Origin of the sequence: Nodosilinea sp. AN01ver1 (assembly GCF_050565655.1) — a bacterium.
In the GTDB taxonomy this organism is placed as follows: Bacteria; Cyanobacteriota; Cyanobacteriia; order Phormidesmidales; family Phormidesmidaceae; genus Nodosilinea.
The window spans coordinates 66,103-92,374 of sequence record NZ_JBNXVS010000019.1; the positions used below are offsets into that span (position 1 = coordinate 66,103).

At 57.1% G+C, this 26,272-nt stretch carries 20 protein-coding genes and 1 pseudogene; 4 read left to right on the forward strand and 17 right to left on the reverse strand.

The window, feature by feature from the left end:
- Positions 1 to 123 precede the first annotated feature (123 nt).
- The gene (locus ACQ4N7_RS15790) at positions 124 to 1,362 is read left to right on the forward strand and encodes a hypothetical protein (protein ID WP_430712464.1); all 1,239 of its coding nucleotides are present in this window, start codon (positions 124 to 126) and stop codon (positions 1,360 to 1,362) included.
- Positions 1,363 to 1,462: 100 nt separating this feature from the next.
- Here the strand turns inward: ACQ4N7_RS15790 and ACQ4N7_RS15795 are convergent.
- From ACQ4N7_RS15795 to ACQ4N7_RS15820, 6 genes and pseudogenes are all read right to left on the reverse strand, one after another.
- Positions 1,463 to 1,747 (reverse strand): annotated as a pseudogene (locus tag ACQ4N7_RS15795) (hypothetical protein); the annotation flags it as partial.
- Positions 1,748 to 1,759: 12 nt separating this feature from the next.
- The gene (locus ACQ4N7_RS15800) at positions 1,760 to 2,197 is read right to left on the reverse strand and encodes an HNH endonuclease (RefSeq protein ID WP_430712465.1); all 438 of its coding nucleotides are present in this window, start codon (positions 2,195 to 2,197) and stop codon (positions 1,760 to 1,762) included.
- An 8-nt stretch (positions 2,198 to 2,205) separates the two neighbouring features.
- Positions 2,206 to 2,601, reverse strand: a complete 396-nt coding sequence (locus ACQ4N7_RS15805; RefSeq protein ID WP_430712466.1) for a hypothetical protein — start codon at positions 2,599 to 2,601, stop codon at positions 2,206 to 2,208.
- Between the two features lie 165 nt (positions 2,602 to 2,766).
- Positions 2,767 to 3,249 carry a hypothetical protein gene (locus ACQ4N7_RS15810; protein WP_430712467.1) on the reverse strand — a complete coding sequence of 161 codons (483 nt, stop codon included), beginning with the start codon at positions 3,247 to 3,249 and terminating at the stop codon, positions 2,767 to 2,769.
- A gap of 492 nt (positions 3,250 to 3,741) precedes the next feature.
- Positions 3,742 to 4,098 (reverse strand): DUF1304 domain-containing protein, encoded by a 357-nt coding sequence (locus tag ACQ4N7_RS15815; RefSeq protein ID WP_430712468.1) that lies wholly within the window; start codon positions 4,096 to 4,098, stop codon positions 3,742 to 3,744.
- 62 nt (positions 4,099 to 4,160) lie between these two features.
- On the reverse strand, positions 4,161 to 5,225 hold the full coding sequence (locus ACQ4N7_RS15820) for a lipase family protein (RefSeq protein ID WP_430712469.1): 1,065 nt from the start codon (positions 5,223 to 5,225) through the stop codon (positions 4,161 to 4,163).
- Between the two features lie 1,120 nt (positions 5,226 to 6,345).
- On the opposite strand from ACQ4N7_RS15820, the gene ACQ4N7_RS15825 reads away from it, so the two are divergent.
- Positions 6,346 to 6,585 carry a hypothetical protein gene (locus ACQ4N7_RS15825; RefSeq protein ID WP_430712470.1) on the forward strand — a complete coding sequence of 80 codons (240 nt, stop codon included), beginning with the start codon at positions 6,346 to 6,348 and terminating at the stop codon, positions 6,583 to 6,585.
- 99 nt (positions 6,586 to 6,684) lie between these two features.
- On the opposite strand, the gene ACQ4N7_RS15830 is transcribed toward ACQ4N7_RS15825, so the two are convergent.
- Positions 6,685 to 8,223, reverse strand: a complete 1,539-nt coding sequence (locus tag ACQ4N7_RS15830; protein ID WP_430712471.1) for a cytochrome P450 — start codon at positions 8,221 to 8,223, stop codon at positions 6,685 to 6,687.
- A gap of 184 nt (positions 8,224 to 8,407) precedes the next feature.
- On the opposite strand from ACQ4N7_RS15830, the gene ACQ4N7_RS15835 reads away from it, so the two are divergent.
- A complete protein-coding gene (locus ACQ4N7_RS15835) occupies positions 8,408 to 10,408 on the forward strand; it encodes a cation:proton antiporter (protein ID WP_430712472.1) in 2,001 nt (666 codons plus the stop codon).
- Here the strand turns inward: ACQ4N7_RS15835 and ACQ4N7_RS15840 are convergent.
- From ACQ4N7_RS15840 to ACQ4N7_RS15860, 5 genes are all read right to left on the reverse strand, one after another.
- Positions 10,405 to 13,728, reverse strand: coding sequence for a response regulator (locus tag ACQ4N7_RS15840; protein ID WP_430712473.1), 3,324 nt, complete (start codon positions 13,726 to 13,728; stop codon positions 10,405 to 10,407). The two genes, ACQ4N7_RS15835 and ACQ4N7_RS15840, sit on opposite strands and share 4 nt — an antisense overlap.
- A gap of 9 nt (positions 13,729 to 13,737) precedes the next feature.
- Complete coding sequence (locus ACQ4N7_RS15845) at positions 13,738 to 14,043, reverse strand: helix-turn-helix domain-containing protein (RefSeq protein ID WP_430712474.1); 306 nt, start codon at positions 14,041 to 14,043, stop codon at positions 13,738 to 13,740.
- A 100-nt stretch (positions 14,044 to 14,143) separates the two neighbouring features.
- Positions 14,144 to 16,003 carry a sensor histidine kinase gene (locus tag ACQ4N7_RS15850; RefSeq protein ID WP_430712475.1) on the reverse strand — a complete coding sequence of 620 codons (1,860 nt, stop codon included), beginning with the start codon at positions 16,001 to 16,003 and terminating at the stop codon, positions 14,144 to 14,146.
- A gap of 378 nt (positions 16,004 to 16,381) precedes the next feature.
- Complete coding sequence (locus ACQ4N7_RS15855; RefSeq protein ID WP_430712476.1) at positions 16,382 to 16,801, reverse strand: DUF3037 domain-containing protein; 420 nt, start codon at positions 16,799 to 16,801, stop codon at positions 16,382 to 16,384.
- On the reverse strand, positions 16,779 to 17,543 hold the full coding sequence (locus ACQ4N7_RS15860) for a HipA family kinase (RefSeq protein ID WP_430712496.1): 765 nt from the start codon (positions 17,541 to 17,543) through the stop codon (positions 16,779 to 16,781). The genes ACQ4N7_RS15855 and ACQ4N7_RS15860 overlap by 23 nt, the downstream gene beginning before the upstream one ends.
- A 342-nt stretch (positions 17,544 to 17,885) precedes the next feature.
- Here ACQ4N7_RS15860 and uvrB point away from each other — a divergent pair, with 342 nt between their 5' ends.
- Complete coding sequence (gene uvrB / locus ACQ4N7_RS15865) at positions 17,886 to 19,889, forward strand: excinuclease ABC subunit UvrB (protein WP_430712477.1); 2,004 nt, start codon at positions 17,886 to 17,888, stop codon at positions 19,887 to 19,889.
- Positions 19,890 to 20,900: 1,011 nt separating this feature from the next.
- Here uvrB and ACQ4N7_RS15870 read toward each other — a convergent pair.
- The 5 genes from ACQ4N7_RS15870 to recO form a co-directional block, all read right to left on the reverse strand.
- Positions 20,901 to 21,545: a hypothetical protein gene (locus ACQ4N7_RS15870; protein ID WP_430712478.1), complete on the reverse strand. Its 645-nt coding sequence runs from the start codon at positions 21,543 to 21,545 to the stop codon at positions 20,901 to 20,903.
- Positions 21,546 to 21,719: 174 nt separating this feature from the next.
- Positions 21,720 to 22,505: a DUF4058 family protein gene (locus ACQ4N7_RS15875; protein ID WP_430712479.1), complete on the reverse strand. Its 786-nt coding sequence runs from the start codon at positions 22,503 to 22,505 to the stop codon at positions 21,720 to 21,722.
- A gap of 80 nt (positions 22,506 to 22,585) precedes the next feature.
- Positions 22,586 to 23,740, reverse strand: a complete 1,155-nt coding sequence (locus ACQ4N7_RS15880) for a glycosyltransferase family 4 protein (RefSeq protein ID WP_430712480.1) — start codon at positions 23,738 to 23,740, stop codon at positions 22,586 to 22,588.
- Between the two features lie 198 nt (positions 23,741 to 23,938).
- Positions 23,939 to 25,375 (reverse strand): MFS transporter, encoded by a 1,437-nt coding sequence (locus tag ACQ4N7_RS15885; protein WP_430712481.1) that lies wholly within the window; start codon positions 25,373 to 25,375, stop codon positions 23,939 to 23,941.
- A 47-nt stretch (positions 25,376 to 25,422) separates the two neighbouring features.
- Positions 25,423 to 26,256: a DNA repair protein RecO gene (recO, locus tag ACQ4N7_RS15890; RefSeq protein WP_430712482.1), complete on the reverse strand. Its 834-nt coding sequence runs from the start codon at positions 26,254 to 26,256 to the stop codon at positions 25,423 to 25,425.
- Positions 26,257 to 26,272: the final 16 nt, after the last annotated feature.

Genomic DNA, 26,272 nt, shown 5'->3' on the forward strand with positions numbered 1-26,272 from the left:
CACCCGTAAACGGCCCTGTTCTGCCGTTAGCCCCAGGCCAGACCTGAAAACTGGACGACGGCAAGGAACCCCAGACTGGGCCAAGGCTACAGTCGGTAACATCACGCTTTTGGAGTCAGGGATATGGTCAATCGAGTGCGGCGGCAGTTTCGTCGCTTTTTTAGGCAAGCTCGCACCGTCAACAACGAGCCCGTCAACCGGGCCAGTTTGGCGGTAATCATCTTGATTGACCTGTTCATTCTCTTCAATGTGTTTAGCGGCCTCAGCGACATTAGCCGCTGGCCCCTCAGCCCCTACCAGGCCCACCCCTGCCACGAGCCCTGGGCGGGCTACCGCGCCCAAACCGAAGGAAACCGCGACTACGACATTCTGCGCGCCAGCATGCAGTTTGAGAACCAGCCGGAGTTTAGCTGGGCCACCAACTACCGCAACCTGGCCGAGGGCCACCTGGGCGAGGTATCGCCGCTTTGTCTGGACTATGCCGCCACCGCCGACGGCCTCGACACCCCCGAAAATCGCCAGATTCTCACCAGCCTTGACCAGGTGCAAGAGTCTATCACTAAGCTAGAGCAAGAGAATCAGACCATTCGCAGCCAGTACGACTCGACCCTGCTAGAGCAAATCGCCGGACAGTCGCCGGAGCAGTCGATCAACCAGGTAGAAGCCAGACAGGCCCGCGCCATTCTCGATCGCAACAACGCCAGCCTCAACCAGCTAAAGCAGCAGCAGCGCGACCTGCAAAACCAGCTCACCCAAACCCAGACCAGCCAGCAGTTTCTCGCCCTGCTCAACAACGATGCCGAGTTTCAATCGCTCGATCGCCAGTATCAGCGGGCCTCGTTCTGGTACCCCACGGTGCAGCTGCTGTTTCAGAGCCTGTTTTTGCTGCCGCTGGTGGGGTTGGCCTGGGCCATCTACCGCTTTGCCGAGCGGCGCGGCTACGGGCTGGTGGCGTTGCAGAGCTGGCATCTGCTGGTGATCTTCTGCATTCCTTTAGTAATCAAGCTGTTTGAGGTGCTGCAGTTTGGGGCGCTGTTTAGCTGGCTGTCGCAGATCATTGTGACGCTGCTGGGGGGCCTGCTGTTTTTAATCAACTATCTCTACATTTTGCTGGTGCCGCTGGTGGGCTACGGCATTATCAAGTTCTTTCAAAAGGTGGTGCTCAACCCCCGGCTGCAGGTGGCGGGGCGAGTGCAAAACCAGAAGTGCATTCGCTGCGCTAAACGGCTGCGCCGGGACGACGACCACTGCCCCCACTGCGGCTACCACCAGACTGTGGAGTGCCCCCACTGCCACCAGCCTACCTACAAATATTTGCCCTACTGCCGCCACTGCGGCACCGCTCAAGAGCTGGAGGTTTAAGGGCGATCGCACTGATCATTCACCACCACAAACCTTTCGCACAAAAAGAGGGACTGCTCTTGTCGAAACAGTCCCTCTTTTTGTTGATTGCGATCTTGGCTCAAGCGGCCATGTCGTCTGCGGTTTTGGAGCGGCGGCGGCGCAGGGCTTTGAAGCGATCGCCTAGCTGGTCGGCTACGCTCTTGAGGCCGGGGGAACGGCGGGCGGCGGCTTTGACATAGTCGTAGACGAGCAGGCTGCTGCTCATCGATTCGCTGCCGACGGCGAGCAGAGTGTCGTCTACTTTTTCGGTGAGCTGCTCTAGCAGGCCCAGCACTTCGGTAAGGTCGACGGTGAGCTGGTAGTCGCGGGCAAATTCGGCAATGTCGAAGTTGCTGGGCACTACAGGTGTAGAGAACTACCCGTTTGGCAGATTGCTGGGTAAGTCAGGGTAGAGCCCTTGAGAGGCTAGAGCTTGGCGCAACTGAAGTTGGCTAGACTCGTTTACTTTTAGCAAAAAGAGGGTAGTTCGTCCCGTGGCGGTTAGGCCTTGAATGAATCCCCCGTCTAGCTGAAAATGCTCTGACCAGGTTTGGGTACGTGGATTGAAGAGAGGGGTAATCTCTCCCGTGAAGGGATCGAGGCTGGTGAGGTCTGAGCCTTTGTGTCGGTTGCAGGGCAAGCAGGCTAATACAAGGTTTTCTGCGGTGGTTTGTCCGCCGTGCTTGAGGGCTATGACATGATCAACCTCGTGACTGTAAATAGAGAAGGTTTGGTGAATGCGGCAATACTCACAGGCTCCTGATGCCCGCCGAGTAACGAGTTGGCGAAGGGATACCGAAATATAGTCGGTCATAGAGAGGGCTAGTTTTGGGGAGCGGCGTTGAGGGTGGTGTAAGCGCGAACCTTCAACAAGCCCATCAGGGTATCTAATTGCTCATAAAGGTCTAGCTCGGCAGATTCGGCTGGGCTAAGAGCGGTCTCACGATTTTTTTGCAATAGGGTTTGCAGGCGGCTTTGGGATGCTTCGGAGACTTTGAAGCTAATAATCTGCTCTGACGTAGGTTGACTGATAAGCAAGTCAAGAATTTCTTGATAGGTGCTGGAGCTGTTGGGTAGCGTGGGTGTGCTTTGCCCTGGGGGCTGTTGACCAAGCAGGGTGGTGGCAATGAGACGGGTAAAGAGTTCAGAAAATTGGCTTTGGTAGGGGGCAAGCCGCTGGGCAAGGTCGTCGGGAATATCGATGGTGATCTGGGCCATGGCAGCGTAGGAGTGGAAGAACTGATTTGATTATAGAAATTCAGGTTTTGAAGCTATTCAGATTATGAAGTATCAAGCGATCGCGCCCACTGACAACCTTTGACAAAAAAAGAGGGACTGCTCTTGTCGAAGCAATCCCTCTTTTTTGTTGGTTGCGATCTTTGCTTAGGCGGCCATGTCGTCTGCGGTTTTGGAGCGGCGGCGGCGCAGGGCTTTGAAGCGATCGCCCAGCTGGTCGGCTACGCTCTTGAGGCCGGGGGAGCGGCGGGCGGCGGTTTTGACATAGTCGTAGACGAGCAGGCTGCTGCTCATCGATTCGCTGCCGACGGCGAGTAGGGTGTCGTCTACTTTTTCGGTGAGCTGCTCTAGCAGGCCCAGCACTTCGGTGAGGTCTACGGTGAGCTGGTAGTCGCGGGCAAATTCGGCGATGTCGAAGTTGCTGGGCACAAATTCGGGGTTGTTTTGGGTAGCGGTGACGCTGTTGCGGACGAAGGCGAGGCTTTTGTCGCCCATTTTGATGCGCTTGCGGCGTTCTTCTGTAGTGAGGCTGATGAGGAAGGGTAGGTGGTCTTCAACGGTGGCGATCGCCGCTTTGATTTCAGATAGGTCTTGGACTGAAATGGTGGCGCTAATGTTTTCGTAGGGCATGCCCCTGATTCTCCATAAATAATAGAAAACGATGCTGTACTGACGGAGCAAGAGCGGTTGATGGCTTTGCTGTGTCATTGGGTTCAGCGTTCCCGATGGAGAAGGGTAAGCCCGATAGAAGGGCGCAAGGTATGAGAGGTTCAGCCGTTTGGCGGAGGGTTAAACCTACGTTGAGCATAGCAACCCAGCATTGACATCTTTGCCGCTTTGCGTTGGAGAGTTCTAAGTGGTGTTTCGTTGCACCTGTTTTGAGGAAGCAGAAGCACATGGGGCGCAGGTCAGGCGAGAGGATTGGCACGACGGGATGACCAACCACAACCTTTAATTCAAAACCAGCAATCTAACGATTGCGTTCAGCGGTGGTAGACAGTACTGAACTCATACACTAAGAGTTTCTACCATCCGCTGCAACGCGAGTGTTCGATCGCGTCGGTATTGCACGAGTTCTCGTTTAACCTGTTGACTTCACAGTGCAAGTTGAAAGTGTGCCTATTAAAAATACGCCAACCAAACAAGAACAAGAGCAACGGTTGCTGGAAGTGACTGAAGTGCAAGCGTTGTCGGCTTCAGCGTGGCTGCGCCGTACAAACCTGCAATGACAACACAAACCAGAAAAAAGACTTGAGTTGGTGTCTGTTGACTAAAAGCCGCCCAAAACAAACCAACCGCAATAAATGAATTATACAAACCTGCATTTTTAACAATTGGGGCAACCTGTCTAGCAACATCAGCTGTAAACCCAAGTCTTTTATAAATAGCGGGAAGTGACCAGAAAAACATCTCTACCATCGCAATAGCGACATGGATAAAACCAACAATTATGACAGCGATGACAGAGATAGTCTGCATAATAGTTCCTGCTAAACGAATTAGCCCATTCTAGAACTAGAAGTTGAGATTAGGACAACATTTCAATACTCATCAATAACCCTATCTTTAATTATCTCAACGGCTTTATCAACCGCTTTCATCGTTATAGTAAGAGGATCTTGTGAGATTCCAAGCATATATACCTCATCCAGATTATGATGCCGCTCTAAAGCCCCCTCATGAATAGTGAAATAAATGGGAGTACCAGTGTGGGCATAGTCTGCCATCCTATGTCTTCTGGAATCGTAAAATCCTTTAAGAAACTGGAAGAACGGATTTCCCTTAGCTGCCCCTTCTATAACACTTTTTTCTGGAGGTGTTTCAATACGTTCTGGTTTTGTTACATTTCCTGTTGGAAATGGCAACATAGTCACAAAATCCTCTGTATTAGCAATCCGCCAGTGTTGCACTCCTAACTTTTGAAAATTCGTAGCAAAATGCCTGTCACCACTTCGTGGGCTGGCAAAGGTATACAGCTTTATATTTTCAGGATTTGTGAAATGAGTATTTTTGAGGATATCTGGAATCGCTAACGTTGCAAGTGCTCCACCTAAGCTGTGTCCTGTGACGAAAATTTTAGAGTTCTGTGGCTTCTGCTGAAGTGCATCAATAAGCTTCTTTCGCAAACTCACATAAATTCCTCGAAAGCCTGCCGTCACAAAACCAAAGTCATCACTAATATTGGGGATGATAAGGGAAGATTGATTTTTTTGTACAATTCCCTCTGCAATTTCGTCATCTATCTCTACTTTTTTATCGTTTTTGTCACGGCTACTTCTGTAAGACACAAGTTGAACATTAGCGTCTTTAAACCATTCGACAAATCGTTTGGTGCCACGAAAAATTACATATACATTGTTGCTATTAGCCTCAGAAGCAACAAATCCAAACGGAACATCTTTTTCGGCAAATTCAGTGTCCAATTGGTATGGGGCTTCCAATCGCCAAGTTTGTGGATGTATTCTCAAGTCAAACTGATCATAAGCTTGTTGAGTTAACCCTGCTAGCTTTCGAGCCATAGAAGGATCAAATCCCGAAGGGTAAGCATTTAATTGAGAAACAATTACTCTGCCTGTTGACTGGTTTGGGTCGGATAAAGGAGGCATAACTTTCTAATTCAGGATTTAGCTTGTTAAATCTACTTTAACTTCTGTACTTTGCTTCTGTCAGCCTAGAAAGACCAAAGAAACATCGAACGAGTTGAAACAATCCTCATCTGCGTCTTTACCTAGAGTTAGCGGTCGAACTATGTATTAAGTGTCAGATCCGCTGGATAAGACCCCTATTCTCCAGGATTATCTAGCAAATTCGGTAGATAACACCTGAATCTTAAGGAATTAAACGTCATTTTTGCTGGATAAGCCCTTAATATCTGGGTGTTATCCGGCATTTTTGACGGTTAACTCCGGGCATTGGGGGTATTATCCGTCAAACGTGCTGGATAAGCCCTTGTTTTGGGGTGTTATCCAGCAAGCTCTCAGTTGTCTGCTACGCCAAGAGGTAAGAGCTGAGCCATCAACCGTAATGCAGTTCGGCAGGAGCATACCCCAGCATCCAAACTGAGTCGAAGATTCTCCAATATTGGTTAAAGAGTCTCTAGGAGTGTTAAGAGAGTATTTGAGATTAATGGAAGACTCTTTGGGAATGTCGGGAGACTCTGCGGGAGTGTTGGGAGACTCTGCGAGAGTGCCGAGAGAGTCTTTAGAAGTGTCAGAAGACTCCTTGGGAGTGTCAGAAGACTCCTTGGGAGTGTCGAGAGAGTCTTTGGGAATGTCGGGAGACTCTTTGGGAATGTCGAGAGAGTCTTTGGGAGTGTCGGGAGACTCTTTGAGAGTGTCGGGAGACTCTTCAGGCTGCTTCTTACATTCTCTGCATTCCCGGTTAAGCATACCCGTGGATGCCTTCTGTGCCCTCACCCTTAGAGAGAGCCCCGGCCTTGGCCCGATGGGTAGTTCACCACCGCCGCCGTCAGCAAACCCTGAACTGCAAAGTAGCCCATAAGGTTTTACTTTGGCCCCGCTTCTGGCAGTTTAATAATGCGGGGAATGATTTTAGGCGGAGAAGAGCGGAGGTTGCGTCTCCTCTCTTCTCCTGAGTCATCCCAACTTAGTATCGGTAAGCTGGCGATAACCTGGAATCATTCTAGGCTCTAGCGTCGTATTACCTGCAATGGGGACAGCTAGACTCGTTCCCCGTTTTCTTTACCGAAAACGGAGATTCACCCGTATGTTTGACCAACCTGCCGAGGGGAGCACCATCCCCACCAGCTTTACGCTGCCCACCTACCAGCCCGATCGCCTCTGCCACATTCTGCTCGGCGATTACGCTGCCCTCGTCGCCGCCATCAACCGCATGGAAGTGCTCGGCTACTGCGAACGAATCGCCTGGATTGATCCCATCCCCACCGGGCGCAGCGGCGAATACATCAGCCTTACCAACCGCCGCATTACGCCGCCGGGGGGGTAAACGGTTTGCGGTGTACGGTTCACGGTTTATAGCAGACCTTGAACCGTACACCTAAAACCCAAAACCCATCGCCTTTGACCGATCGAACCGCTCCATGACCTATCCCTGGCGCGGCTGCAAGTAGATCGGCATGCGGTCTACCGGGTAGATCAGCAAATTTTGCTTCAGGTTCTCCAGCGACGATCGCCCGTTTACCAACTCCCAGCTAAAGTGCCGCAGCATTTGGGCCAGCATCAGGGTCGATTCCAGCATGGCCAGGTGTTCGCCCAGGCAGCGGTGGGGGCCAGAGCCAAAGTCAATCATCGGCGGGGCTGGCGACTGGCGATCGTCGCTCAGCCAGCGATCGGGCCAAAAGCGATCGGGCTGGGGGTAGGCGTCGGGGTCGCGTCCGGCTCCCAGCATTGACCAAAACAGGCGGGTTCCGGCGGGTATGGCTTGGCCATCGACCACGATGTCGCGGGTCGCCTGTAGCGATGTCGTGCCCGACGCCACCGAGTAGAGCCGCAGGGTTTCTTTGATCACCCCTTGCAGGTAGCTGAGCTGCTTGAGGCTGGCCAGGGTAAGGGTGCTGTGCTGCTCAAACACGCGATCGACCGTGGCCTGAGCCTGCTCAAACACCTCGGGGTTGAGCGCCAGCTCGCCCACCGCAAAGGAGAGGGTGTGGGCGGTGGTATCGGTACCGGCAATCAGCATTTCGATAATTTCGGGCAGCAGGGTGGCGCGGGTGTAGCGGGGTTCTTTGGCCGCAATTTTGACCAGCATCGACTGCTGAAACAATGGGCTAGTCTGGGCCAGGGCGGCGGGGTCGTCGCGCAGCCGCAGGGCCAGGTCTAGGCGCGATTCTAGGGCCGTTTCAAAGTGGCGGCGGGCGGCCCAGTAGTCTTTGGCGGCTTGGGTGGGCAGGTACTTTTGCCAGGGCTTTTCGCCGACGGCCACCCGCAAAAACCGATAGGTCAACACCGACATGGCGTTGTAGGTGGGTTCAATCTCCAGGGGTGGGCCTTCGGGGCTGGGCTCGGCTGGGTCGATAGGAATACCCAACACCAGGGCCGCAATCACCCGCATGGTCAGCTCCACAAACAGCGGATCGACGGGGACAGGTTCCCCTGGCGGGGCGGCTTGCAGTTGCTTCACCGTCTGGTGGCAGGCCTGATCGACCAGGGCCAGATAGTGGTTGATGCCGCTAGAGCTAAACTCCGGGTTCCAGGCCTTGCGCCGCCACTGCCACTCGGCCCCATCTTTGCCGATCATAATCGGCCCCATCAGCTCGTTCCAGGCGCGCTGCGACTGGCCGGTGCGCACCAGGCTGCCGTCGCGGGTGCCCTGCACAATGGTGCTGTCGATCAGTTTGGCCTGGCTGAGCACCACCACCGGGTAGCCCACCCAGTACAGGTACCGGGGGCCAAACTCTTGCGACCAGTCAAACAAGATCTGAAACAGCTGTCGGTTTTTGACCGCCGCCAGCAGCGGCGGAATGTGCCCCAGCAGCCAGTGCCGGGGAGGAGAGGGGAGCGATCGCAGCGCCTGAAAGTGTTGCCGCCTGCGCCATCGCTGCCAGCCCAAAACTCCGACAGCGCCCATTCCCGTTACCAACAGTCCCAGGCCAGTAGAAAACGGCATACCCAACACCTGAGCCATAGGATTTACCTGCCAGACAGATGGGCCGATTATACAGGTACGGAGTTGAGCCGCCAGCCCAAACTCAGCGGTACACCCGTCCCGGCATCGTTTAGCCTAGAGGCGGCGTGGCCAAATAGCCCGCCCAGCTAGCCCCAGGCCCCGGCACCGTCGCATTTAACGCCCCCCATGGCTGACCACCCCAATGGCTGAAGAGTTAACGCTAATTGTCGAGATGGTGACGGTGCTGGGGGCCGCCACGGTGGGCGGTTTTGTGGCCAGTCGCCTGAAGCAGCCGGTGCTGCTGGGCTACCTGCTGGGCGGCATGCTAATTGGCCCCGCCGGGCTGGGGCTGATTACCCTCGAAGGCGACATTGAGGTGCTGGCCGACATTGGCGTGGCGCTGCTGCTGTTTGCCCTGGGCATTGAGTTTTCGCTCAAAGACCTGCTGCGCATTCGGGCGATCGCCCTGGGGGGCGGGTCGCTGCAAATTTTGCTGACCGTTTTGCTGGGAGGCGGGCTGGCCTACCTGACTGGCTGGGTCGAGACGATGCCGACGGCGGTGTTTTTGGGGGCGGTGCTGTCGCTGTCGTCGACGGCGGTGGTGCTCAAAAGCCTGATCGAGCGCAACGAGATGCAGACCAACCACGGGCAGATCATGCTCGCCATTCTGATCGCCCAGGATTTGGGCGTGGGCCTGATGCTGGCCATTTTGCCCGCCCTCACCCAGCCCGCCGATGTAATTGGCACCGCCCTGGTGGCGGCGGTGCTCAAGGCGCTGCTCTTTTTGGGCGGCGCTATTTTGGTGGGTAAGTGGGTGATTCCTCAGGCGGTGCACCTGCTGGTGCGCAGCGGCTCGCAGGAGCTGTTTTTGCTGGGCATTTTAGTGCTCTGCCTGGGCATTGCCCTGATTACCTCGGCCCTGGGGCTGGGTATTGAGATGGGCGCGTTTGTGGCGGGGCTGATGATCTCTAATGTGGAGTACGCCGACCACGCCCTCGATCGCATGCTGCCCATGCGCGATGTGTTTGCCACCCTCTTTTTTGCCTCCATTGGCATTTTGATCGACCCGGCCTTTTTGCTGGCCAACGGCTGGGTGCTGCTGGGGCTGGTGGCGATCGCCATGGTGGGCAAGGCGATCATTGCCACCGGGGTGGTGGCGCTGTTTGGCTACTCGCTCAAAACGGCGCTGACGGTGGGCCTGGGCATTAACCAGATTGGCGAATTTTCCTTTGTGCTGGCGGGGGTGGCCCAGCAGGAGGGGCTGTTTTCGCCCCGGCTCTACGGCCTGACAGTGGGCACCACGGCGGCCACGCTGCTGATTACGCCGTTTTTGCTGCGGGCCGCGCCCCACCTGCTGACGGCGCTAGAGCAGCTGCCGTGGCTAAATCGGTTCTTTCGGCTCAGCCAGTCGCCCCGCCTGTACGGGCAGGAAGAAGACCTGGCGGGCCACGTGGTGGTGGTGGGCTGCGGGCGGGTGGGGCACACCCTGGTGCGCATGCTGTACTTTCAGGGCTACAAAATTTTGGTGATCGACAACAACGAGGCGGTGCTGCAGTCACTGCGCGATCGCGGCATTCCCTACCTGTTTGGCGACGCCTCTAGCCCCTTGGTGCTCGAAAAGGCGCGGCTGCCCCAGGCCAAGGCCATGGCGATCGCCCTGCCCGACCCAATGGCCACTCGCCTCACCCTCAACCGGGCGCTGGGCCTGGCCCCCGATCTCGACATTACAGTGCGCGCCCACGGCAACGCCGAAATCGACACCCTCTACCAGCTCGGAGCCCAGGAGGTGGTGCAGCCCGAGTTTGAGGCCTCGCTGGAGATGGGTGCTCACCTGCTGCTGAACCTGGGCGACTCGACCTTTGAGGTGCAGCAGGTGGTCAACCGCTACCGCACCGGCCGCTACCGCGACATCTTGCCCGAGCGATCGGAGTACTGGGGTGCCACCGATCTGGAGACGGCGATCGAAGGGCTGCAGCGGCACTGGTACGAGCTGCTGCCCGACTCGCCGCTGGTGAATCTGAACCTGGCTGAGGCCAACATTCGTCGGCTGACCGGGGCCACCGTAATGGCGGTCGAGCGAGACAAACACCTGCACCGCTACCCCACCGGAGAAATGCAGCTGGAAACAGGCGATCGCCTGCTGGTGGTGGGCAGTTTTGAGGCCCACAACCGCTTCGAAACCCTGCTCAAGGCCGAGGGTTAGGGGCTGGCTTTGACCAGGGCGGCGATCGCCTCGATCAGCTGGTCGGGCTCGACGGGCTTGGTAATGTGCTTTTGAAACCCCGCCGCCAGCGCCTGCTGGTAGTCAATCTCGCCAGCGTAGGCAGTCAGCGCGATCGCCGGTACCCGCCCGCCCTGCTCCAGCGAGAGCGAGCGCACCTGGCGCATCAGCATGTAGCCATCCATGTCGGGCATGCCGATGTCGCTCAGCATTACGTCGGGTCGAAATCGGGTCAGCACCGCGATCGCCTCGCCAGCGCTGGCGGCGGTGATCACCTCGGCCCCCTGTAGCTCCAGAAAAAAGGCAATAAACTCGCGGGTGGTGCTGTCGTCATCGACCACCAAAATTCGGCTGCCGTTTAAGTCAACTGGGGGCTTAGCGGCCTGAGGCTCGGGTTTGACCGCCTGGTGCAGCGGCAGCAGCGGCAGGCGCACCGTAAAGGTAGCGCCCTGGCCCTCGCCCTGGCTGGCGGCCTGCACCTGGCCGCCGTGCAGCTCGACCAGGTAGCGCACCAGGGCCAGCCCCAGCCCCAGGCCGCCAAACTGGCGGGTGGTGGTGGCGTCTTCTTGCCGAAAGCGATCGAACACGTGGGGCAAAAAACCAGGGTCAATGCCCCTGCCCGTGTCGGTAATCGTAATTTGGGCGTAGGGGTCGAGGTAGGCAAGCCGCACCTCAATGCGCCCGCCCTCGGGGGTAAACTTAACCGCATTCGACAGCAGGTTCCACACCACCTGCTGCAGTCGGTCGGCATCGCCCGAAACCAGCCTGAAGGTTGGTTCAAGCTGGGCGCAAACCTGAATCGATTTGGCCTCAACGGCCAGCTGCACGGTTTCTAGGGCAGCCTGAACGGTCGTTCCCAAATCGACGACGGTCTTGTTGAGGCTCAGCTTGCCGCGCAAAATGCGGGATACATCTAGCAAATCGTTGATCAGCTGCGCCTGAATTTGAGCATTGCGCTCGATTACTTCCAGGGCGTAATCTCGCTTTTGCTCAGGGAGCTGGCGCGTGCGCAGCAGCTTCGACCAGCCCAAAATGGGGTTGAGGGGCGACCTGAGCTCGTGGGACACCACAGCCAAAAACTCGTCTTTGATGCGGTTGGCGGCTTCGGCCTGCTCGCGGGCGGTGCGCTCGCGGGCCAGCAGCTGTTCGCGCTCCTGCTCGGCCTGCTTGCGGCTGGTAATATCGGTGGTCGAGCCCACTACCCGCACCACTTGCCCCTGCTGATTGTGAATCAGGTAGCCGCGATCCCAAACGTCGATCCAGTGGCCGCTGGCGTGGCGCAGGCGATATTCAAACTCGTAGCGATGGCCGCTGCCGTCAAGAATAGAGGCTACCTTTGCCTCAATATCGGCCAAATCGTCAGGGTGAATGCGCGTTGCCCACCAGTCGCTGTTTGACGGAACATCTTCAGGATGTAGCTGAATCAGGCGATAGAGCCCCTCCGAGCGATAGACCTCACCCGTCTGTAAATTCCAGTCGTAGACCATGCCATCGACGGCATAGGTTGACAGCCGAAAGCGTTCTTCGCTTTCTTGCAGAGCCGCCTCGGCCCGAACCCGCTCCAGGCGCGGAAAAATCTGGTTGGATAGCTCCTGAACCAGGCGAATTTCGTCAGAGTGCCAGTGGCGAGGGTAGGCGTCGTAGATATTGAGCAGAAACTTCCACTCCCCATCTTTATGGAACGGCACGCTCACAAAGGCATGAATATTGAGAGCGGCATACTGCTCAGCCACCGTGCGTGGGTCAGTCTGCGTGTTGCGAACCACAATCGTTTCCTGATTTTGAGCCGCCCGCAAAAATTCGTTGGTGACAAACTCTGAGAGGTGATAGACACCGACCACATTGTGCGCCTCGGGGCGATGCCAGGCGTAGTCAATGGCCGCGTTTTGCCCGGCGGCGTCGATTTCGGCAAAGGCACAGACAGACAGATTTAAGTAAGCGCCAATTTTGGCCCCAACGGTCTGCATGATGTCATCTGCTGCCGACAGTTGAGCAAAATCGGCGGCAATCTCGCTCGAAAAAGCGGCGTTGGCTTCGCGGCGTTTGCGCCGGGTAACGTTTTGAAAAATTACCGCCACCCGGCGGCTGCTTTCGTCGCCAACCTTAGAGATATAGAAGTCGTACCATTTTTGGTTCAGTTCGGCGTATTCTTCTAGCCGCTCGCCTTTGCCCGTGCGCACCACCTGCCCAAAGATGTCGTACCAGCGCGGCCCCTGGGTGAGGCTAATTTGGCTGAGCTGCCGCCCGGTGAAGTCTTCGCCCACAATGTCGATCGCCGCCGTGTTCGTTTCCAGACAGACAATATCCACCGCCTGATCGCTTTCGTCAAAAATGACATCGACTAAGAAATAGCCCTGATCAATTGAGGTAAACAGCGTGCGGTACTTTTCTTCCGATTCGCGCAGGGCCGCTTCGGCCAGCTTGCGGTGGGTAATGTCGCGGGTTGAGCCCGCAACGGAGGTGACCGCACCATCGGAACCCAGCAGCGGGGTGAAAATATATTCGTAAATGCCGCTGACGCCTTTGGGGCTGACGTAGACCGACTCGTCTTTAACGGTTTCGCCCGTGATAAATACGTGCTCAATTTCTCGCTGGTGCTTGGCCGCCAGCGCCTGGGGATAGTTGAGGTCAAAGAAATTTTTGCCCACGGCCTCGCTCAGGGTCAGGCCCCACAGATCGAGCAGGGGCTGGTTGACAAACACAAAGCGGCCCTGGCGGTCGAAAAGATAGACAAAATCGGTGATGGTGGAGAGTACCGCGTCAAAGATGTGCGATCGCCGGTCGAGTTCATCGCGGCTGTCGTCTAGAGCCGCCTCTGCCGCCTGAAGCTGCTGCCGCAGACCGGCGCATTCCTGGTTTAGCGGCATGGCCGTCTGGAGGGCGATCGCCAGTGTGTCAGCCGTCACCTGCTCGCGCACTAAATAGTCGGTCGCCCCCGCTCGCAGCGCCTGTTTGGCCAGGTTGACGTCGTTGTCGCCAATCACAATGGTGGGCGGACCGCAAGTGACCTGCGACTGGAGCCGATCGAGCAGTTCGAGGCTGCAGCGATCGGGGGCATGGGTGGCCAGAATGACGCCATCGACCGCCTGACGCTGGCACAGGTCTAAAATGGGACCGTCACAGCCCTCCGTTAAGACACGATAGCTGGCCCCCGCCGCCGATCGCAGCAGGTGGCGGTAGACACTGGCACGCTCGGCATCGCGATCGATGATTAAGATGGTGCGAGTCCCGGGGGGGCGAGCCTGGGGCAGGTCCGCCGCCGGGGTTGGGTTGGGGGCGTTGCGAGAATCGGAATTAGCCATAGAAAAGCGTTAGCGGCCTAGGCTCCCATAGTTGACCCCATATTTGGCTAAGAGCGCCTGACTGCCGCTCGCCAAATCGGGGGACTGGCTCAGGTTTGCTAACACGCTTTCGACCTGTCGCAGCGCCAGGGGCGACGGCTGCATGTGGCCGTTTTCCCAGCGGTTGAGGGTGCTAAAACTCACCCCTAAGGCATCGGCAAACTGCGCCTGGGTAGATCCGAGTGCCTGCCGCAGATCGCGAATTAGCTGACCAATCTCCGGCTGCTGCCGAGGCAGCGCTTGCAGCGAAGAAGACGGTGTTGAATCCGAAGGCATACAGGCGATCGCAAATGGCATCGACTAAAACTGTATAGCGTCTGCTATGGCAAGCCAATCTACCAGAAGATAGAAGGCACAGCGCGAGCGGCCGCTATACCTACCGTTGCAGCGGCAGCCGCAACGTAAAGGTGGCCCCTTCGCCCTCGCCAGGGCTGGCCGCAGTGACGGTACCGCCGTGCAGCTCGACCAGGTTTTGGACGATCGCCAGCCCCAACCCCAGGCCGCCAAACTTGCGGGTGGTGGTGCCGTCTTCCTGGCGAAAGTAGTCAAACACGTAGGGCAAAAAGCTGGGGTGAATGCCTTTGCCGGTGTCGCTCACCTGCACCTGGACCTCAGCCCCCACCTGCGACACCGTCACCATCACCTGCCCGCCCTGGTCGGTAAACTTGACCGCATTGCTGAGCAAATTCCAGATCACCTGCTGCAAGCGAGTCGAGTCGCCCAAAACTGGCCCCAGGTGAGGCTCATACACCGTTTGTATGTCAATCGACTTAGCTTCTGCGGTGAGCCGCACCGTCTCCAGGGCGGCAGCAACAATGCCCACCAGGTCAACGGGCTCCTTATTCAGCCGCACTTTGCCCTGCATAATGCGGGTCACATCCAGCAGATCTTCAATCAGCTGGGTTTGCAGTTTGGCGTTGCGCTCAATGGTTTCTAGGGCAAAGGCCGTCTTTTCGGGGCTGAGGGTGCCGTTGCGCAGCAGGCTGGCCCAGCCCAAAATGGGGTTGAGCGGCGTGCGCAACTCGTGAGACAGCACGGCTAAAAACTCGTCTTTAATGCGGTTGGCGTGCTCGGCCTCTTCTTGGGCCGCCTGGGCCTGGCGCAGGTGCTCGGCCCGCTCGCGATCGCGCTGCGACAGCAGGTTGGCGGCCAATTCCAGCGATCGCCCCAGCAGCACGAGTTCTTTAATCGACAGCGATCGCACCTGAGGATACTCATTGTTGGCCAGGGCTTCTGCTGCCTGGGCCGCCGAGGCAATGCTGCGCGAGAGCTGCCGCGACAGCAAAAAAGCCCCCGTGCCGCTGAGCAGCAGCAGCGCCAGCCCCGAACCCACCACCAGCCCCATGGCTCGGCGGGCCGGGCCTTGAATATCGTCAATGGGCACCGTGACAGCCGCCGTCCAGGGCGTGTTGCCAATGCGGCTAAAGGCTACATAGACCTCTACCCCTTCCAGCGTGCGATCGGGATAGACGCCCTCGCTGGCGGCGCTAATTCGCTCTAAAAAAGACGGCGTGCCCCGCCGCCCCACAAACCGCTGAGGGCTGAGCGTGCGCGTCACCACAACCCCCTGACTATCGACAATGGTGCGCGTCCATTCGCCCTCCACCGGCTGCTGCCCCTCAACGATGGTAGCCAGTGCCTCAGGCGTAATCACGGCGGTCAGGGCGTAGCGCAAGCTGCCGTTTTGCATGACCGGCACCCGAACCGGGAACGCAAAGTTTTTTCCCGTCTGCCCCCGACTTAGATCGCCGACAACGGGCTGGCGGGTTGTCACCAGTTTTTTTAGACTAGCGGGCTCATTTACTGAGGGTAGCAGTGCGCCTAAGGGCTGCCTGCTATTCAACAGCTGCTGACCATCAGGCGACAGCAGCAGCACAGTTAGCCAGGTAGACTGAGTTGCCGTCACTCGCTTGGTGTCGCTATAAAAGCTCTCCAGGTCTCCTTGGTCAAGATGCTCAGAGGCCGCCAGGGCCTGAAGCGTTCGAGTCGTGTTTGAAAACTCGCGCTCCACGGTTGAGGCTAAGTTACGGGCCTCTCGCAGCATGCGCCGCTCAGCTACCCCCTGCTGCTGCTGCGACAGCCTAATCACGACAGCCCCCGCAAACGCCCCCACCGGCAGTAGCGTTCCTACGACCAGCAAAATCAAATACCACTTCAGCGAAAGCAAGCCGCGATTAGACCGGGCTGAAAGGGGCGGCTTGAAAATTGCAGTCACTCGCTGAATAAGCGCATTCAAAGCGTTAGACCCTACAGGCTTTTCTGCCACCGTTCGCGTCTCAACTATGACGTGTGGGTGCACTGCGGACGCTCTTTTGTCCGGTGTAGAAGAAGAGTGCCATTACCCTACCCCAAAAGCTCCATACTACCTGCCCCAGCTGTCGGTGCGATAAATATCCTAATCGGTGTTTAAATGAGCTTTCTATGCCCTAGTACTGATATGTGTAGCGGTGGCCCGTTTGATTAAGACATCGTAACCGTCGTTAGCCAAAACTCGGGCAGCGCGTCAGAAAAGGTGCGCCCAGGCCGCAGTCTCAGCAAATTCTGCTGTAGATTCAGCGGGATACGCGTTTTGGTCTGCTCGTTGTAGGGCAGCGTAGCTGAGGCCGACTGAACGTTAACTCTTTACCCGTTTCCCCAGGGGGCACGGGAGCGGACGCACCATAGTCGCTAGCAGGTGTTCGACCACAGCCGGTAGATCTCTACACAGGCCGGTGTGCACCCGTGAGGTTTGAATGATCGTGCTGCGGGGGGCCACCAGCCAGTCAAACCGTTCTCGCTGGGGCAGTTGACCAATGGGGCCAGCCTGGGTATCCCCAGCGCAAATGATCGGAATGGTGTCTAAATGACCTGCGACTGTTTCTAAATCTAGGGTGGGGTCAAGGGCGAGCAGCCGTTGCGGATCGAGTTCAATTTGGGCTTCGAGAAAGTTGCGCTTCGCGCAGGCAACAATCACGCCGACGTTGACAAACTCTTCTCGCTCAACCTTAGGTACCACGCGAATGATGGCGTAATCATAGGTGACGCGATCGTGCACGAATGGCCTCCTCTAAAAAAGCGTGGGGTGGCTCTAGCCGCCTCAGCAAATACTCAATATAAGCCTCGCGATGGTGTTGGCTATTGGTAAATGGAGAGCCCTCCAGCAGCCAGGGCTCTGGAATTAGGTTGACGATGTGAGTGATGACATCTGGCGTTAGCTGGGCCGTCATGGTGGCATCAACCGCTTGCAGCTGGCTAGCAAACCGCAGCAAAACGTGATCTTTGATGCCGGGAAAGGCGGTGCGGCTGCGCTCTAAGTAGTTGTTCCAGCTGTGGTGAAAGTAGAGGGCAACCCCGTGATCAATCAGCCAGAGGCGGCGGTGCCACATCAGCATATTGGTGTTGCGGGCGGTGCGATCGATATTGGTGACGTAGGCATCGAGCCAGACAATGGTCGAGGCCAGGGCGGCATCGGGCTGTTGGGCAACGGGGTCAAAGGTGATGGAGCTGGGCAGATAGTCGAGGGCCAGGTTGAGACCCACACTGGCGCGAATTAGATCTTGAATTTCGGGATCGGGTTCGGTGCGGGCCAGTTCGGCATCGACTTCGATCAGGACAATTTCGGGCACCAGCAGACCGACGGCCCGCGCAATTTCTCCAGCCACAAGTTCGGCAATCAGCGACTTGACGCCCTGACCGGCACCCCGAAACTTCAGCACATACATGCCATCGTCGTCAGCCTCTACAATGGCCGGGAGAGAGCCTCCCTCCCGCAGGGGAGTGACGTAGCGGGTGGCCATAACGGTTCGCAACACAGTTCGCAAACGAATTCTCGGTTACAGAGCCTCAGCCCATTTTAGTGGAACTGACCGTCGCTACAGCCCCAGGGCGTGTCATTAATTGGGGCCAAAAGTTTGACGTAACAAGCCTTGCCACGCCCGCCCCCAAGAACAGGTCAGGGGCAAACAGGTATAGAGCGATTGGCTCAGGCCTGAGGGTCACAAATGCGGGCGCTAGGGGCGATCGCCCGCTGAGTACAGTCCCCACCCAAACGGCCCGTTGAGTGATTACCGTAACCACCATCTGAGGCAAAATCAGTCATTATAAAGAAGCGAAATAGTGTCTTTGTACCGATTTGACCTATGGGCGACTTCAACATTCAGGCTCCCTTTGAACCCACTGGAGATCAGCCCAAGGCGATCGCGGGGCTGACCAAATTCCTGCAGGACAACACCAAGTACCAGACCCTGCTGGGGGCCACGGGCACGGGCAAAACCCACACCATCGCCCGCGTCGTCAACAACATTGGCAAGCCCACCCTGGTGCTGGCCCACAACAAAACCCTGGCCGCCCAGCTCTGCAACGAACTGCGCGAGTTTTTCCCCGACAACGCCGTTGAGTACTTCATCAGCTACTACGACTACTACCAGCCCGAGGCCTACATTCCCACCACCGATACCTACATCGCCAAAACCGCCTCGATCAACGACGAAATTGATATGCTGCGGCACTCGGCGACGCGATCGCTGTTTGAGCGCCGCGACGTAATCGTAGTCGCCTCGATCAGCTGCATCTACGGCCTAGGCATTCCGTCGGAGTACCTGAAGGCGTCGATTCCGCTGCACGTGGGTATGGAGGTGAACCAGCGCCAGGTGCTGCGCGATCTGGCCTCGATTCAGTACGAGCGCAATGACCTCGACCTGGGCCGGGGCAAGTTTCGGGTCAAGGGCGACGTGCTGGAAATCGGCCCCGCGTACGAAGACCGCATTATTCGCGTCGAGTTCTTTGGCGACGAAATCGATGCCGTGCGCTACGTCGACCCGATCACCGGGGCCACCCTACAGAGCATGGAGGGGCTGAGCATTTACCCCGCCAAGCACTTTGTCACCCCTGACGATCGCATCGAAGAGGCCTGCCAGGCGATTAAAGATGAGCTGCAGGAGCGTCTGGCGGAGCTAGAAAAAGAAGGGAAGTTACTGGAGGCCCAGCGGCTGGAGCAGCGCACCCGCTACGACCTGGAGATGATCCGCGAGGTGGGCTACTGCAACGGCGTGGAAAACTACGCCCGCCACCTGGCTGGCCGCAAAGCCGGGTCGCCGCCGGAATGTCTGCTCGATTACTTCCCTAAAGATTGGCTGCTGGTGATCGACGAGTCCCACGTCACCATTCCGCAGATTCACGGCATGTACAACGGCGATCGCAGCCGCAAAATGGTGCTGATCGACCACGGCTTTCGCCTGCCCAGCGCCGCTGACAACCGCCCGCTGAAGGCCGAAGAGTTTTGGGAAAAGGTGAACCAGTGCGTGTTTGTCTCGGCTACCCCCGGCAACTGGGAGATGGAAATCTCCGGCGGCAAGGTGGTCGAGCAGATCATTCGCCCCACCGGGGTGCTCGACCCCGAGATCTTTGTGCGCCCCACCGAGGGCCAGATCGACGACCTGCTGGGCGAAGTGCGCGAGCGGGCCGCCAAGCAAGAGCGGGTGCTGATTACCACCCTGACCAAGCGCATGGCCGAAGACCTGACCGAGTACTTTGAGGAGCATGGGGTGCGGGTGCGCTATCTGCACTCTGAAATTCACTCCATCGAGCGGATTGAGATCATTCAAGACCTGCGCGAGGGGCTGTACGACGTGCTGGTGGGGGTCAACCTGCTGCGGGAGGGGCTGGACCTGCCTGAGGTTTCCCTGGTAGCCATTCTGGATGCCGACAAGGAAGGCTTTTTGCGAGCCGAGCGATCGCTCATTCAGACCATCGGCCGCGCCGCCCGCCATGTCCAGGGTCAGGCCATTCTCTACGCCGACAACCTCACCGACAGCATGGCCAAAGCCATCAGCGAAACCGAGCGCCGCCGCGCCATTCAAACTGCCTACAACGAGGCCAACGGCATTACCCCCACCTCGATCATTCGCCGCAACAGCAACTCGATTTTGTCGTTCTTAGAAGTCTCGCGCCGCCTCAACGCCCACGAGCTAGAGGAGGTCTACGAGCACAAAGACGAGCTGCCCCTAGAAGACATTCCAGAATTCATTGGCCAGCTCGAAAAGCAAATGAAAGAAGCCGCCAAAAACCTCGACTTTGAGGAGGCGGCCAAGTACCGCGATCGCATCAAAACCCTGCGCGATCAGCTAATCGGCAAGCGATCGTAGGGGAGTTTAGAGCTTAGTTTTTGGCGATTGGGAACTGGGTGCCTGCTGTTTGTAGCCCAGTTTTTGGAAAAACACCAGGCACCCGGTTTCTTGACAAGAAGCTACTCAATCAGAAGGGTCTTGGTCCGTATCGCCATCCACATCTCGACTCCGCTCGATGACCGCGCCTCGACTCCGCTCGACGACCGCGCCTCGACTCCGCTCGATGACCGCGCCTCGAATTCGCTCGATGACCGCGCCTCGAATTCGCTCGCTGCTGGTATCTCAGCTTTGCTCGCTGAGCGGAGTCGAAGCGACCGGGTTGTGTCATCTACCAATGCACCAGGTGGCGCAGGGATGGGTTCGCTCCAGTCGTTGGGGTCGGCGTAGCCTAGGGCGTGGAGGATTTTGATGGTGCGATTCTCCGGAACGGAGACGCTTCGCGAACGATCCCCGCCAGGCTGCCAAAGAGCATATGGCGCACCCGCTCTTGGCGAGGTTGAGGTTTGCCAGAGTTGGCAGGCGGAAGATTCGACGCGCCACCGGCATCGGGCTCAAGATATTCAAACATCGGTTCTGTTTCCTTGTGATGGGTTACGGAAGAAACAGAACGCGAAAACCCTAGCCACCCGCGCTTGCCGTGCAAACTGAGGGGGCTAGGGTACCATGAGCCTAACCTCGCAATCTGCCTACTAGAGTTGCGGGGTTAGCTGTCGGTTGGTGCTGAGAACACCTTCCGGCAGCGCTAAAATTTTCGAGTTCTGTGGGTCAACCGCTCGGGGTCGAACGGCTTAACGCAAAACATTACTGATACAGACGCTCAGTGTCAACCATAGAGTAGAGGCGACGCCTGCTGCCAGTCTTTATAGAAGTAACGGAGAGTTTTTAGGTGACTACCAGCAGTCAGGATATACTTCGTGGACTGTCAGTATAACTACTCTCTACAAGGCATTTATACGGAAAGTGTCGGCATAACAAGTTGGTAGGTAGCTCAGTGCGATCGCAGCCCTTGCTATTTCATCACCAGACAGGTTACGAGGCGGCGAAGCCCTTGCAGGCTAACTTGGTTGACTTCGATGATGTTGAAGCAAACTTGAGAATATCCGGTTTGGGCTTGGAGCGGTGCTGTTTGTTGGCCTCATACCGCTCGTTGATTTCAATATGTCTGCGGCAAAACTCATATTCATCCTGAAAGTCCTGATAAACCTCCTCGTAGGATGAGTGAATATCAAAATGCAACTCTTCGGATTCTAATGCGTTCAGCGTCTCTTCCAGCACTAATGTTCTGGCTTTGATATGATCGAGCTTGGATTCTCCATACGAATCAAGCAGATCAAGATGCCACGCCATCGGCGCAAAAGACTTGACGTTAATAGCAAAATCTTTGGTGCCATTACTCCGGGTATAGCTGACCACTTGCCCAACCGCTCCGTATGCGTTGAGCCGTTCGAGCTTGGTGTTGGCATGGGCTTCTTTGGGTGAATACAACCAAATATGATCCAGCGTTCTTATTTGCTTCTCACCCCCTTTGTAAGGCACCACCTTGACATGTTGCAGTAGAAACGCTGTATCGTCAGTTCTATTAGCCGTTTCCCAGTAGTTCAGGTATCCCTGAAAGCGAACGCTTTGCCCTAGCCAGTCGGCAAGCGGTCTACAAGCGATCGGTGACGTCTGCATTTTGATGCTCCTTTAAGCTTTTTTGGGTGCTTGTCAAGGGCAACCCGGTTATTTTTCCAGATTGCCCAATTTAGGGGGAGCTATCTTAATAGCGACTGTAGAACTCTACGGCAGAGTCCAAGGTTTTCCCTTGGCTTCACGGGTGGGATCGAAATATTTTTTAGGGCTGCCCCTCTAGGGACTAGAGTTCAACAGAGTCTGCATCCAACCCCGATCCTCCTCTGAGAACGGTGGTGGCGGTGGCGACTGACTGTAGTCAATGCGGAGGTCGTAGCTGGCGCGGTCATAAACGCCTTTGACAATAGCCGATAAGTCTACCAAAACCGAACCATCCACCGCCTGCAGCGGCAGCGGAAAGCAGGGCAAAGCCTCCCGCACGGTCACAGCATAGAGTTCCGCTTGGGGACGAGTCTCGGCCCGACTGACCAGAATCCGGTAGTGAGCTAAATTAACCTGACCCTCCATTGGCAGGGGCGAGTCGCCCCGCAGCAAATCAATTTCCACCAGGTGAGAGGCGCTGCCCAAAATAGTCTGGCGTTTCTCCTGATAGACAGTACCTCCTTTGCCTGGGCGCTTATTTTTAGGCGAAAGCACTTCTATCACGGTGATGACCGCGTTGCTACCGACCTCCCGGATCTCAAGGTATCGCTCTTTAACTTCCGTCGGTATGGGCAGAGTCACCACTTGGGGCATCGGCTGAACCGCCAACGTACCTGAGGATTGAGCCACAGGTGAAAGCATGGCTTGCCGAGACAAGACCACCGCATCGGGAATACCTACCAGCACTTCGCCCCCGTCAGGGGTATCGGTATAGGTGCGAGTCTCAACTTCGACATAGTAGCGAGGCCGCAGTTGAGGAGCCAGAGCATCTGCCAATGCCACAATCAGACGGCTATGGAACGACGACCAAAACGTCGCCTGCTCCAAATAAGGATCCATACCAGGAAAAGGAGAAGGCATAGGCACACACCGTGAACCTGGCGACAAGACTATTCCCTATTGTGGCAAATCAGCTAAATCCATAGCCTATCCACTTCCAATCAGGCCCGCTGCCCACACATCAACCGCTGCTCCGCCGTCACCTCACTGTAGAGCCGCTCTAGGGCAGAAATATTGCCGTCTAAGGTGTAGCGCTGCAGCGCTCGCTCGCGGGCCTTGTGTCCCAAAAGCTGGGTGATTTCGGGATGGTCGCGCAAAATGGGCAGAATGGTTTGCAGCTGCGACGACACCCGCTGCGTGTCGAGCACAATGCCCGCCCCTTCGGCCAGCACCTCGCCATCGGCCCCGGCATCGGTGGCGATACAGGCCGTGCCGCAGGCCATCGCCTCCAGCAGCGACAGCGACAGCCCTTCGACTAAAGACGGCAAAATAAACCCGTCCGCCGCCCGCAGAATATCAATGCGGCGCTGCTCGTTGGCCAGGTAGCCCAGCCAAATAATATCGTTTTCATCGCCGTAGAACCGCTTCAGGGAAGCCTCCAGTGGGCCGCTGCCGACGATCGCCAGCTTGCAGTTTGGTCCCATGTCGGCCTGTCGCCAGCCCCGCAGCAGCGCTTCTACGTTTTTTTCTAGCGAGATTCGCCCCTGGTAGACAAACAGCTGCCGAGCGTAGAGATCGGCCTTGACCGCCGATGGCCCCGGCGAGTAGCGATGGGTATCGACCCCATTGGGTATCACCACCAGGGTAGAGGCAGGCACCCCCAGCTTGCTCAGCAGATCGCGCTGGAGATCAGAGAAGACGATGACGCGATCGTAGTGGGCCAAACAGGGAGCATAGAGCTGGTAGGTGAGGTGCTGGGTACCCGAAGTTAGGCTGCGCACCCGGCGATCGAAGGCGGGATGAAAGGTGGCCACCAGAGGAATGTTCAGCTCGGCGCAAATTTCGGGCAGCCGAAAATCCAGGGGCGACAGCGTCAGCGATGCATGAACCAGGTCAGGCTGGAGTCGTTCCAGGGCCTCGGCCAGCAGCTTGCCTGACTTCAGCGAAGGAATCGTGAGAATCTGAGACTTAAACAGAAAGGGGAGCGGTACCTCTTCTGAGCGGGGTAAGTGGTCGGCAGCGTGCCCCTCCTGAGGTTGGGCAAAGTGCAGAAAGGTAACTCGGTAGCCTCGCTCAAGCAGGGCGTTAGTAACCTCTCGGCCGTAGGTAACGTTGCCACAAAAGGGTGATTTTTTGCCTAGCCACGCGATATGCATGCCGTGTAGCGATATCCATTAAACAACCGAAACAAGCGCCAGCGGAACACCGACGCGATCGCGCAGCGTTCTGGAACCGACTCAGGATGGGCATCCATTATCGGATCGCCTCAAGGGGCCGTTTTCTAGCTATCGCCCAGGCCGGAGCGCCAATTTGCTAGCCGTTCTAAGGTAAAAAAACGGTGCCTAGCGTGGAACCTAGACCTTTCTCATAGCCGTATCGGCAATATACCAGGTTACAACTCCACCTAAGCCCACCAAAGCGCCCATACCGATAAAAACATTCGCCAAACCGAGGCGTGCTTCCACGGCGCTAGCCAGGGCCAACGGCAGGCTAAGGGCAATGTTCACCAAATTATTTTGCAGGCCAAACACCTTGCCCCGCATAGCTTCTGGCGTTTTTTCTTGAATTAGAGTCTGCATGGGGATACCCACAAAGGCACCACACAGGCCAAGGGCGGCAATGATGGCCATTGAGGCCCACAGCTGATTGGTTGTCCAGGCCAGGGCAATGAGGCACACCGCAATACCGATCGCGCCCCACAGGCTGAGAAAGCGCCTGGGAAAGCGAGAGCCAAATTTACCCACCAGCACCGCCCCTAACCCCAGCCCCAGCCCGCCAGCCGCCAGCAAAAAGCCAAACTGCGAGGCCTTAATCGCCGGAATCATTTCTGCTAGCCGCACCGCTAGCACCGCCAGCGCCGCAAACACCGACGACAGCAGCACCAGCTGAATGATCGCTACCCGCACCTGCACCTGCTGGCCCAGGTAGCGCAAGCCGTCTTTAATGTCGGCCCAGAACTGAGACAAATCTTCATGGGCGGCAGAGAGGGTTTCTTTGCCGGGGGCCATCGTCATCAGGCAAAAACCCGCCACCAGGTAGCTAAGGCCTACTAAGATAGCCGGGCCGTTATTGGCAATGCCCAGGGCCAGCATGAGCCGGTCGGCCAGGGCCAGCAGCGGTTCGCCCACCGCAAAGCCAACGATGACCGAGGCCATCATGGTGGTGGTGTAGAGGGAGTTGGCCGAGAGCAGGTCGCCCTCAGCCACAATTAAAGGAATAATCGACTGCTCCGCCGGAGCAAAGAACTGAGTCAGGGTCGAAATCAAAAACGTGACGATTAGCAGCAGCCAAAACGCCACCGGCAGCCCCAGTACGGTACCCCAGCTCAACGTCAGCCAGATGCCCAGGGGCAGCGCCATCACCAGGCTACCCCGCAGCAGATTTGACCAGATCAGCACCGGACGCTTGGGCCAGCGATCGACAAATACTCCCGCCAGCGCCCCAAACAGCACGGCTGGTACAGTAAACGCGATCATTACCGCCGCCACCCAGCCGCTGATGGTCTGACCAGGGGTTTCGAACCGAGCCGCGATGATGGCGATCATCAGCACCAGGTAGACTTTGTCGGCCAGCTGAGAAAAGAGCTGTCCCGTCCACAGGATTAAAAAGTTTCGGTTTTGAAATATGGCCCTGAATCCGTTTTTGGAGCTGGGCGGCAAGTCTTCAACGCCCGGTATCGCCCCCCGCTGGCCTTTGGCAGAGTCTACGTCCGGGGTAGCCTGGTCAGACTCAGTCTGAGGCAAATAGTTTGCCTCGGCAGTATCGGTATCAGTATCAAACTCGCGGAGCATAGGTTAACCAACGAACCAGGGCACTGGGCAGCTCACTACCCAGCAGTTTAAACGGTAGCAAAACAGACATCAACCAGAGCTGCCGACCGGATAGGGCGTTCAAAGTAGTCTTGAGTATATTCTCGCAGAAGCCGCTCGACTCGTGACCACAGCTGCTGGCTTTTTCCAGACCCAGATGACGCCAGGCCGGTGGGTAAGGTAGAGACAATTTCAGGCTTACTCAACTGCTGCAGCAGGGCGACATCGGTGGCCGTTAGCAGCGTTGGACGCTTTTGGCCAGCCCCATAGCGCCCTGATGCCTCTGCCAGCTGGGGGGCAGAAGCAAGCTGCACCAGCCCTCCCGCTTCGGCGCTAAACTCAACTCGCCAGCTGGGGTCGAGCAGGTTAGGCACAATGTCGGCCCGGCTGAGGGTGCAGCGGTGTACCTCTGGGGCTACGCCATCGAGGGCGAGCAGGTGATAAAGCCCGTGGCAAAGGGCCGCCAGCAAGGAGCCAGGAGCGGCGGTTTCGAGCCGTTCCAGGTGCTCTACTAATACAGTATACAAATCGCTCTGGGTGCAGTCGCTCAGGGCCATCAACAGGGCCACCTCCGCCAGGTACTGGCTGGCGGTCAGCCGCCCCAGGTGCTGGCTCAACCCCGGAAAGGTGCGCTGGGTTTCAGCCTGAATGAGTTTGTCGAGGCGCTTGCCTTTGACGACCAGGCACTCGTTGATGACAAACAGACCGCTGCGCCCCCCCAGCCGCGACTGGTGCTTGCGCGCCCCCGGTGCCACCGCCCGCACCAACCCCAGATCGGGGGTAAGAATGGTGAGCAAGCGATCGCTCTCGCCTAGAGGTATGGCCTTGAGATTGATGCCGATGGTTTTGTAGGTTTGACTCATGGGGCAGCTACAGGCT

What these genes read in the sequence shown, in the direction of transcription:
- ACQ4N7_RS15885 (WP_430712481.1), bottom strand. Translation starts at nt 25,375, where the DNA reads ATGCTCCGCGAGTTTGATACTGATACCGATACTGCCGAGGCAAACTAT.
- ACQ4N7_RS15825 (WP_430712470.1), top strand. Translation starts at nt 6,346, where the DNA reads ATGTTTGACCAACCTGCCGAGGGGAGCACCATCCCCACCAGCTTTACG.
- ACQ4N7_RS15790 (WP_430712464.1), top strand. Translation starts at nt 124, where the DNA reads ATGGTCAATCGAGTGCGGCGGCAGTTTCGTCGCTTTTTTAGGCAAGCT.
- ACQ4N7_RS15835 (WP_430712472.1), top strand. Translation starts at nt 8,408, where the DNA reads ATGGCTGAAGAGTTAACGCTAATTGTCGAGATGGTGACGGTGCTGGGG.
- ACQ4N7_RS15870 (WP_430712478.1), bottom strand. Translation starts at nt 21,545, where the DNA reads ATGCAGACGTCACCGATCGCTTGTAGACCGCTTGCCGACTGGCTAGGG.
- ACQ4N7_RS15860 (WP_430712496.1), bottom strand. Translation starts at nt 17,543, where the DNA reads ATGGCCACCCGCTACGTCACTCCCCTGCGGGAGGGAGGCTCTCTCCCG.
- uvrB (WP_430712477.1), top strand. Translation starts at nt 17,886, where the DNA reads ATGGGCGACTTCAACATTCAGGCTCCCTTTGAACCCACTGGAGATCAG.
- ACQ4N7_RS15840 (WP_430712473.1), bottom strand. Translation starts at nt 13,728, where the DNA reads ATGGCTAATTCCGATTCTCGCAACGCCCCCAACCCAACCCCGGCGGCG.
- ACQ4N7_RS15805 (WP_430712466.1), bottom strand. Translation starts at nt 2,601, where the DNA reads ATGGCCCAGATCACCATCGATATTCCCGACGACCTTGCCCAGCGGCTT.
- ACQ4N7_RS15820 (WP_430712469.1), bottom strand. Translation starts at nt 5,225, where the DNA reads ATGCCTCCTTTATCCGACCCAAACCAGTCAACAGGCAGAGTAATTGTT.
- ACQ4N7_RS15800 (WP_430712465.1), bottom strand. Translation starts at nt 2,197, where the DNA reads ATGACCGACTATATTTCGGTATCCCTTCGCCAACTCGTTACTCGGCGG.
- ACQ4N7_RS15845 (WP_430712474.1), bottom strand. Translation starts at nt 14,043, where the DNA reads ATGCCTTCGGATTCAACACCGTCTTCTTCGCTGCAAGCGCTGCCTCGG.
- ACQ4N7_RS15830 (WP_430712471.1), bottom strand. Translation starts at nt 8,223, where the DNA reads ATGGCTCAGGTGTTGGGTATGCCGTTTTCTACTGGCCTGGGACTGTTG.
- ACQ4N7_RS15815 (WP_430712468.1), bottom strand. Translation starts at nt 4,098, where the DNA reads ATGCAGACTATCTCTGTCATCGCTGTCATAATTGTTGGTTTTATCCAT.
- recO (WP_430712482.1), bottom strand. Translation starts at nt 26,256, where the DNA reads ATGAGTCAAACCTACAAAACCATCGGCATCAATCTCAAGGCCATACCT.
- ACQ4N7_RS15875 (WP_430712479.1), bottom strand. Translation starts at nt 22,505, where the DNA reads ATGCCTTCTCCTTTTCCTGGTATGGATCCTTATTTGGAGCAGGCGACG.
- ACQ4N7_RS15810 (WP_430712467.1), bottom strand. Translation starts at nt 3,249, where the DNA reads ATGCCCTACGAAAACATTAGCGCCACCATTTCAGTCCAAGACCTATCT.
- ACQ4N7_RS15880 (WP_430712480.1), bottom strand. Translation starts at nt 23,740, where the DNA reads ATGCATATCGCGTGGCTAGGCAAAAAATCACCCTTTTGTGGCAACGTT.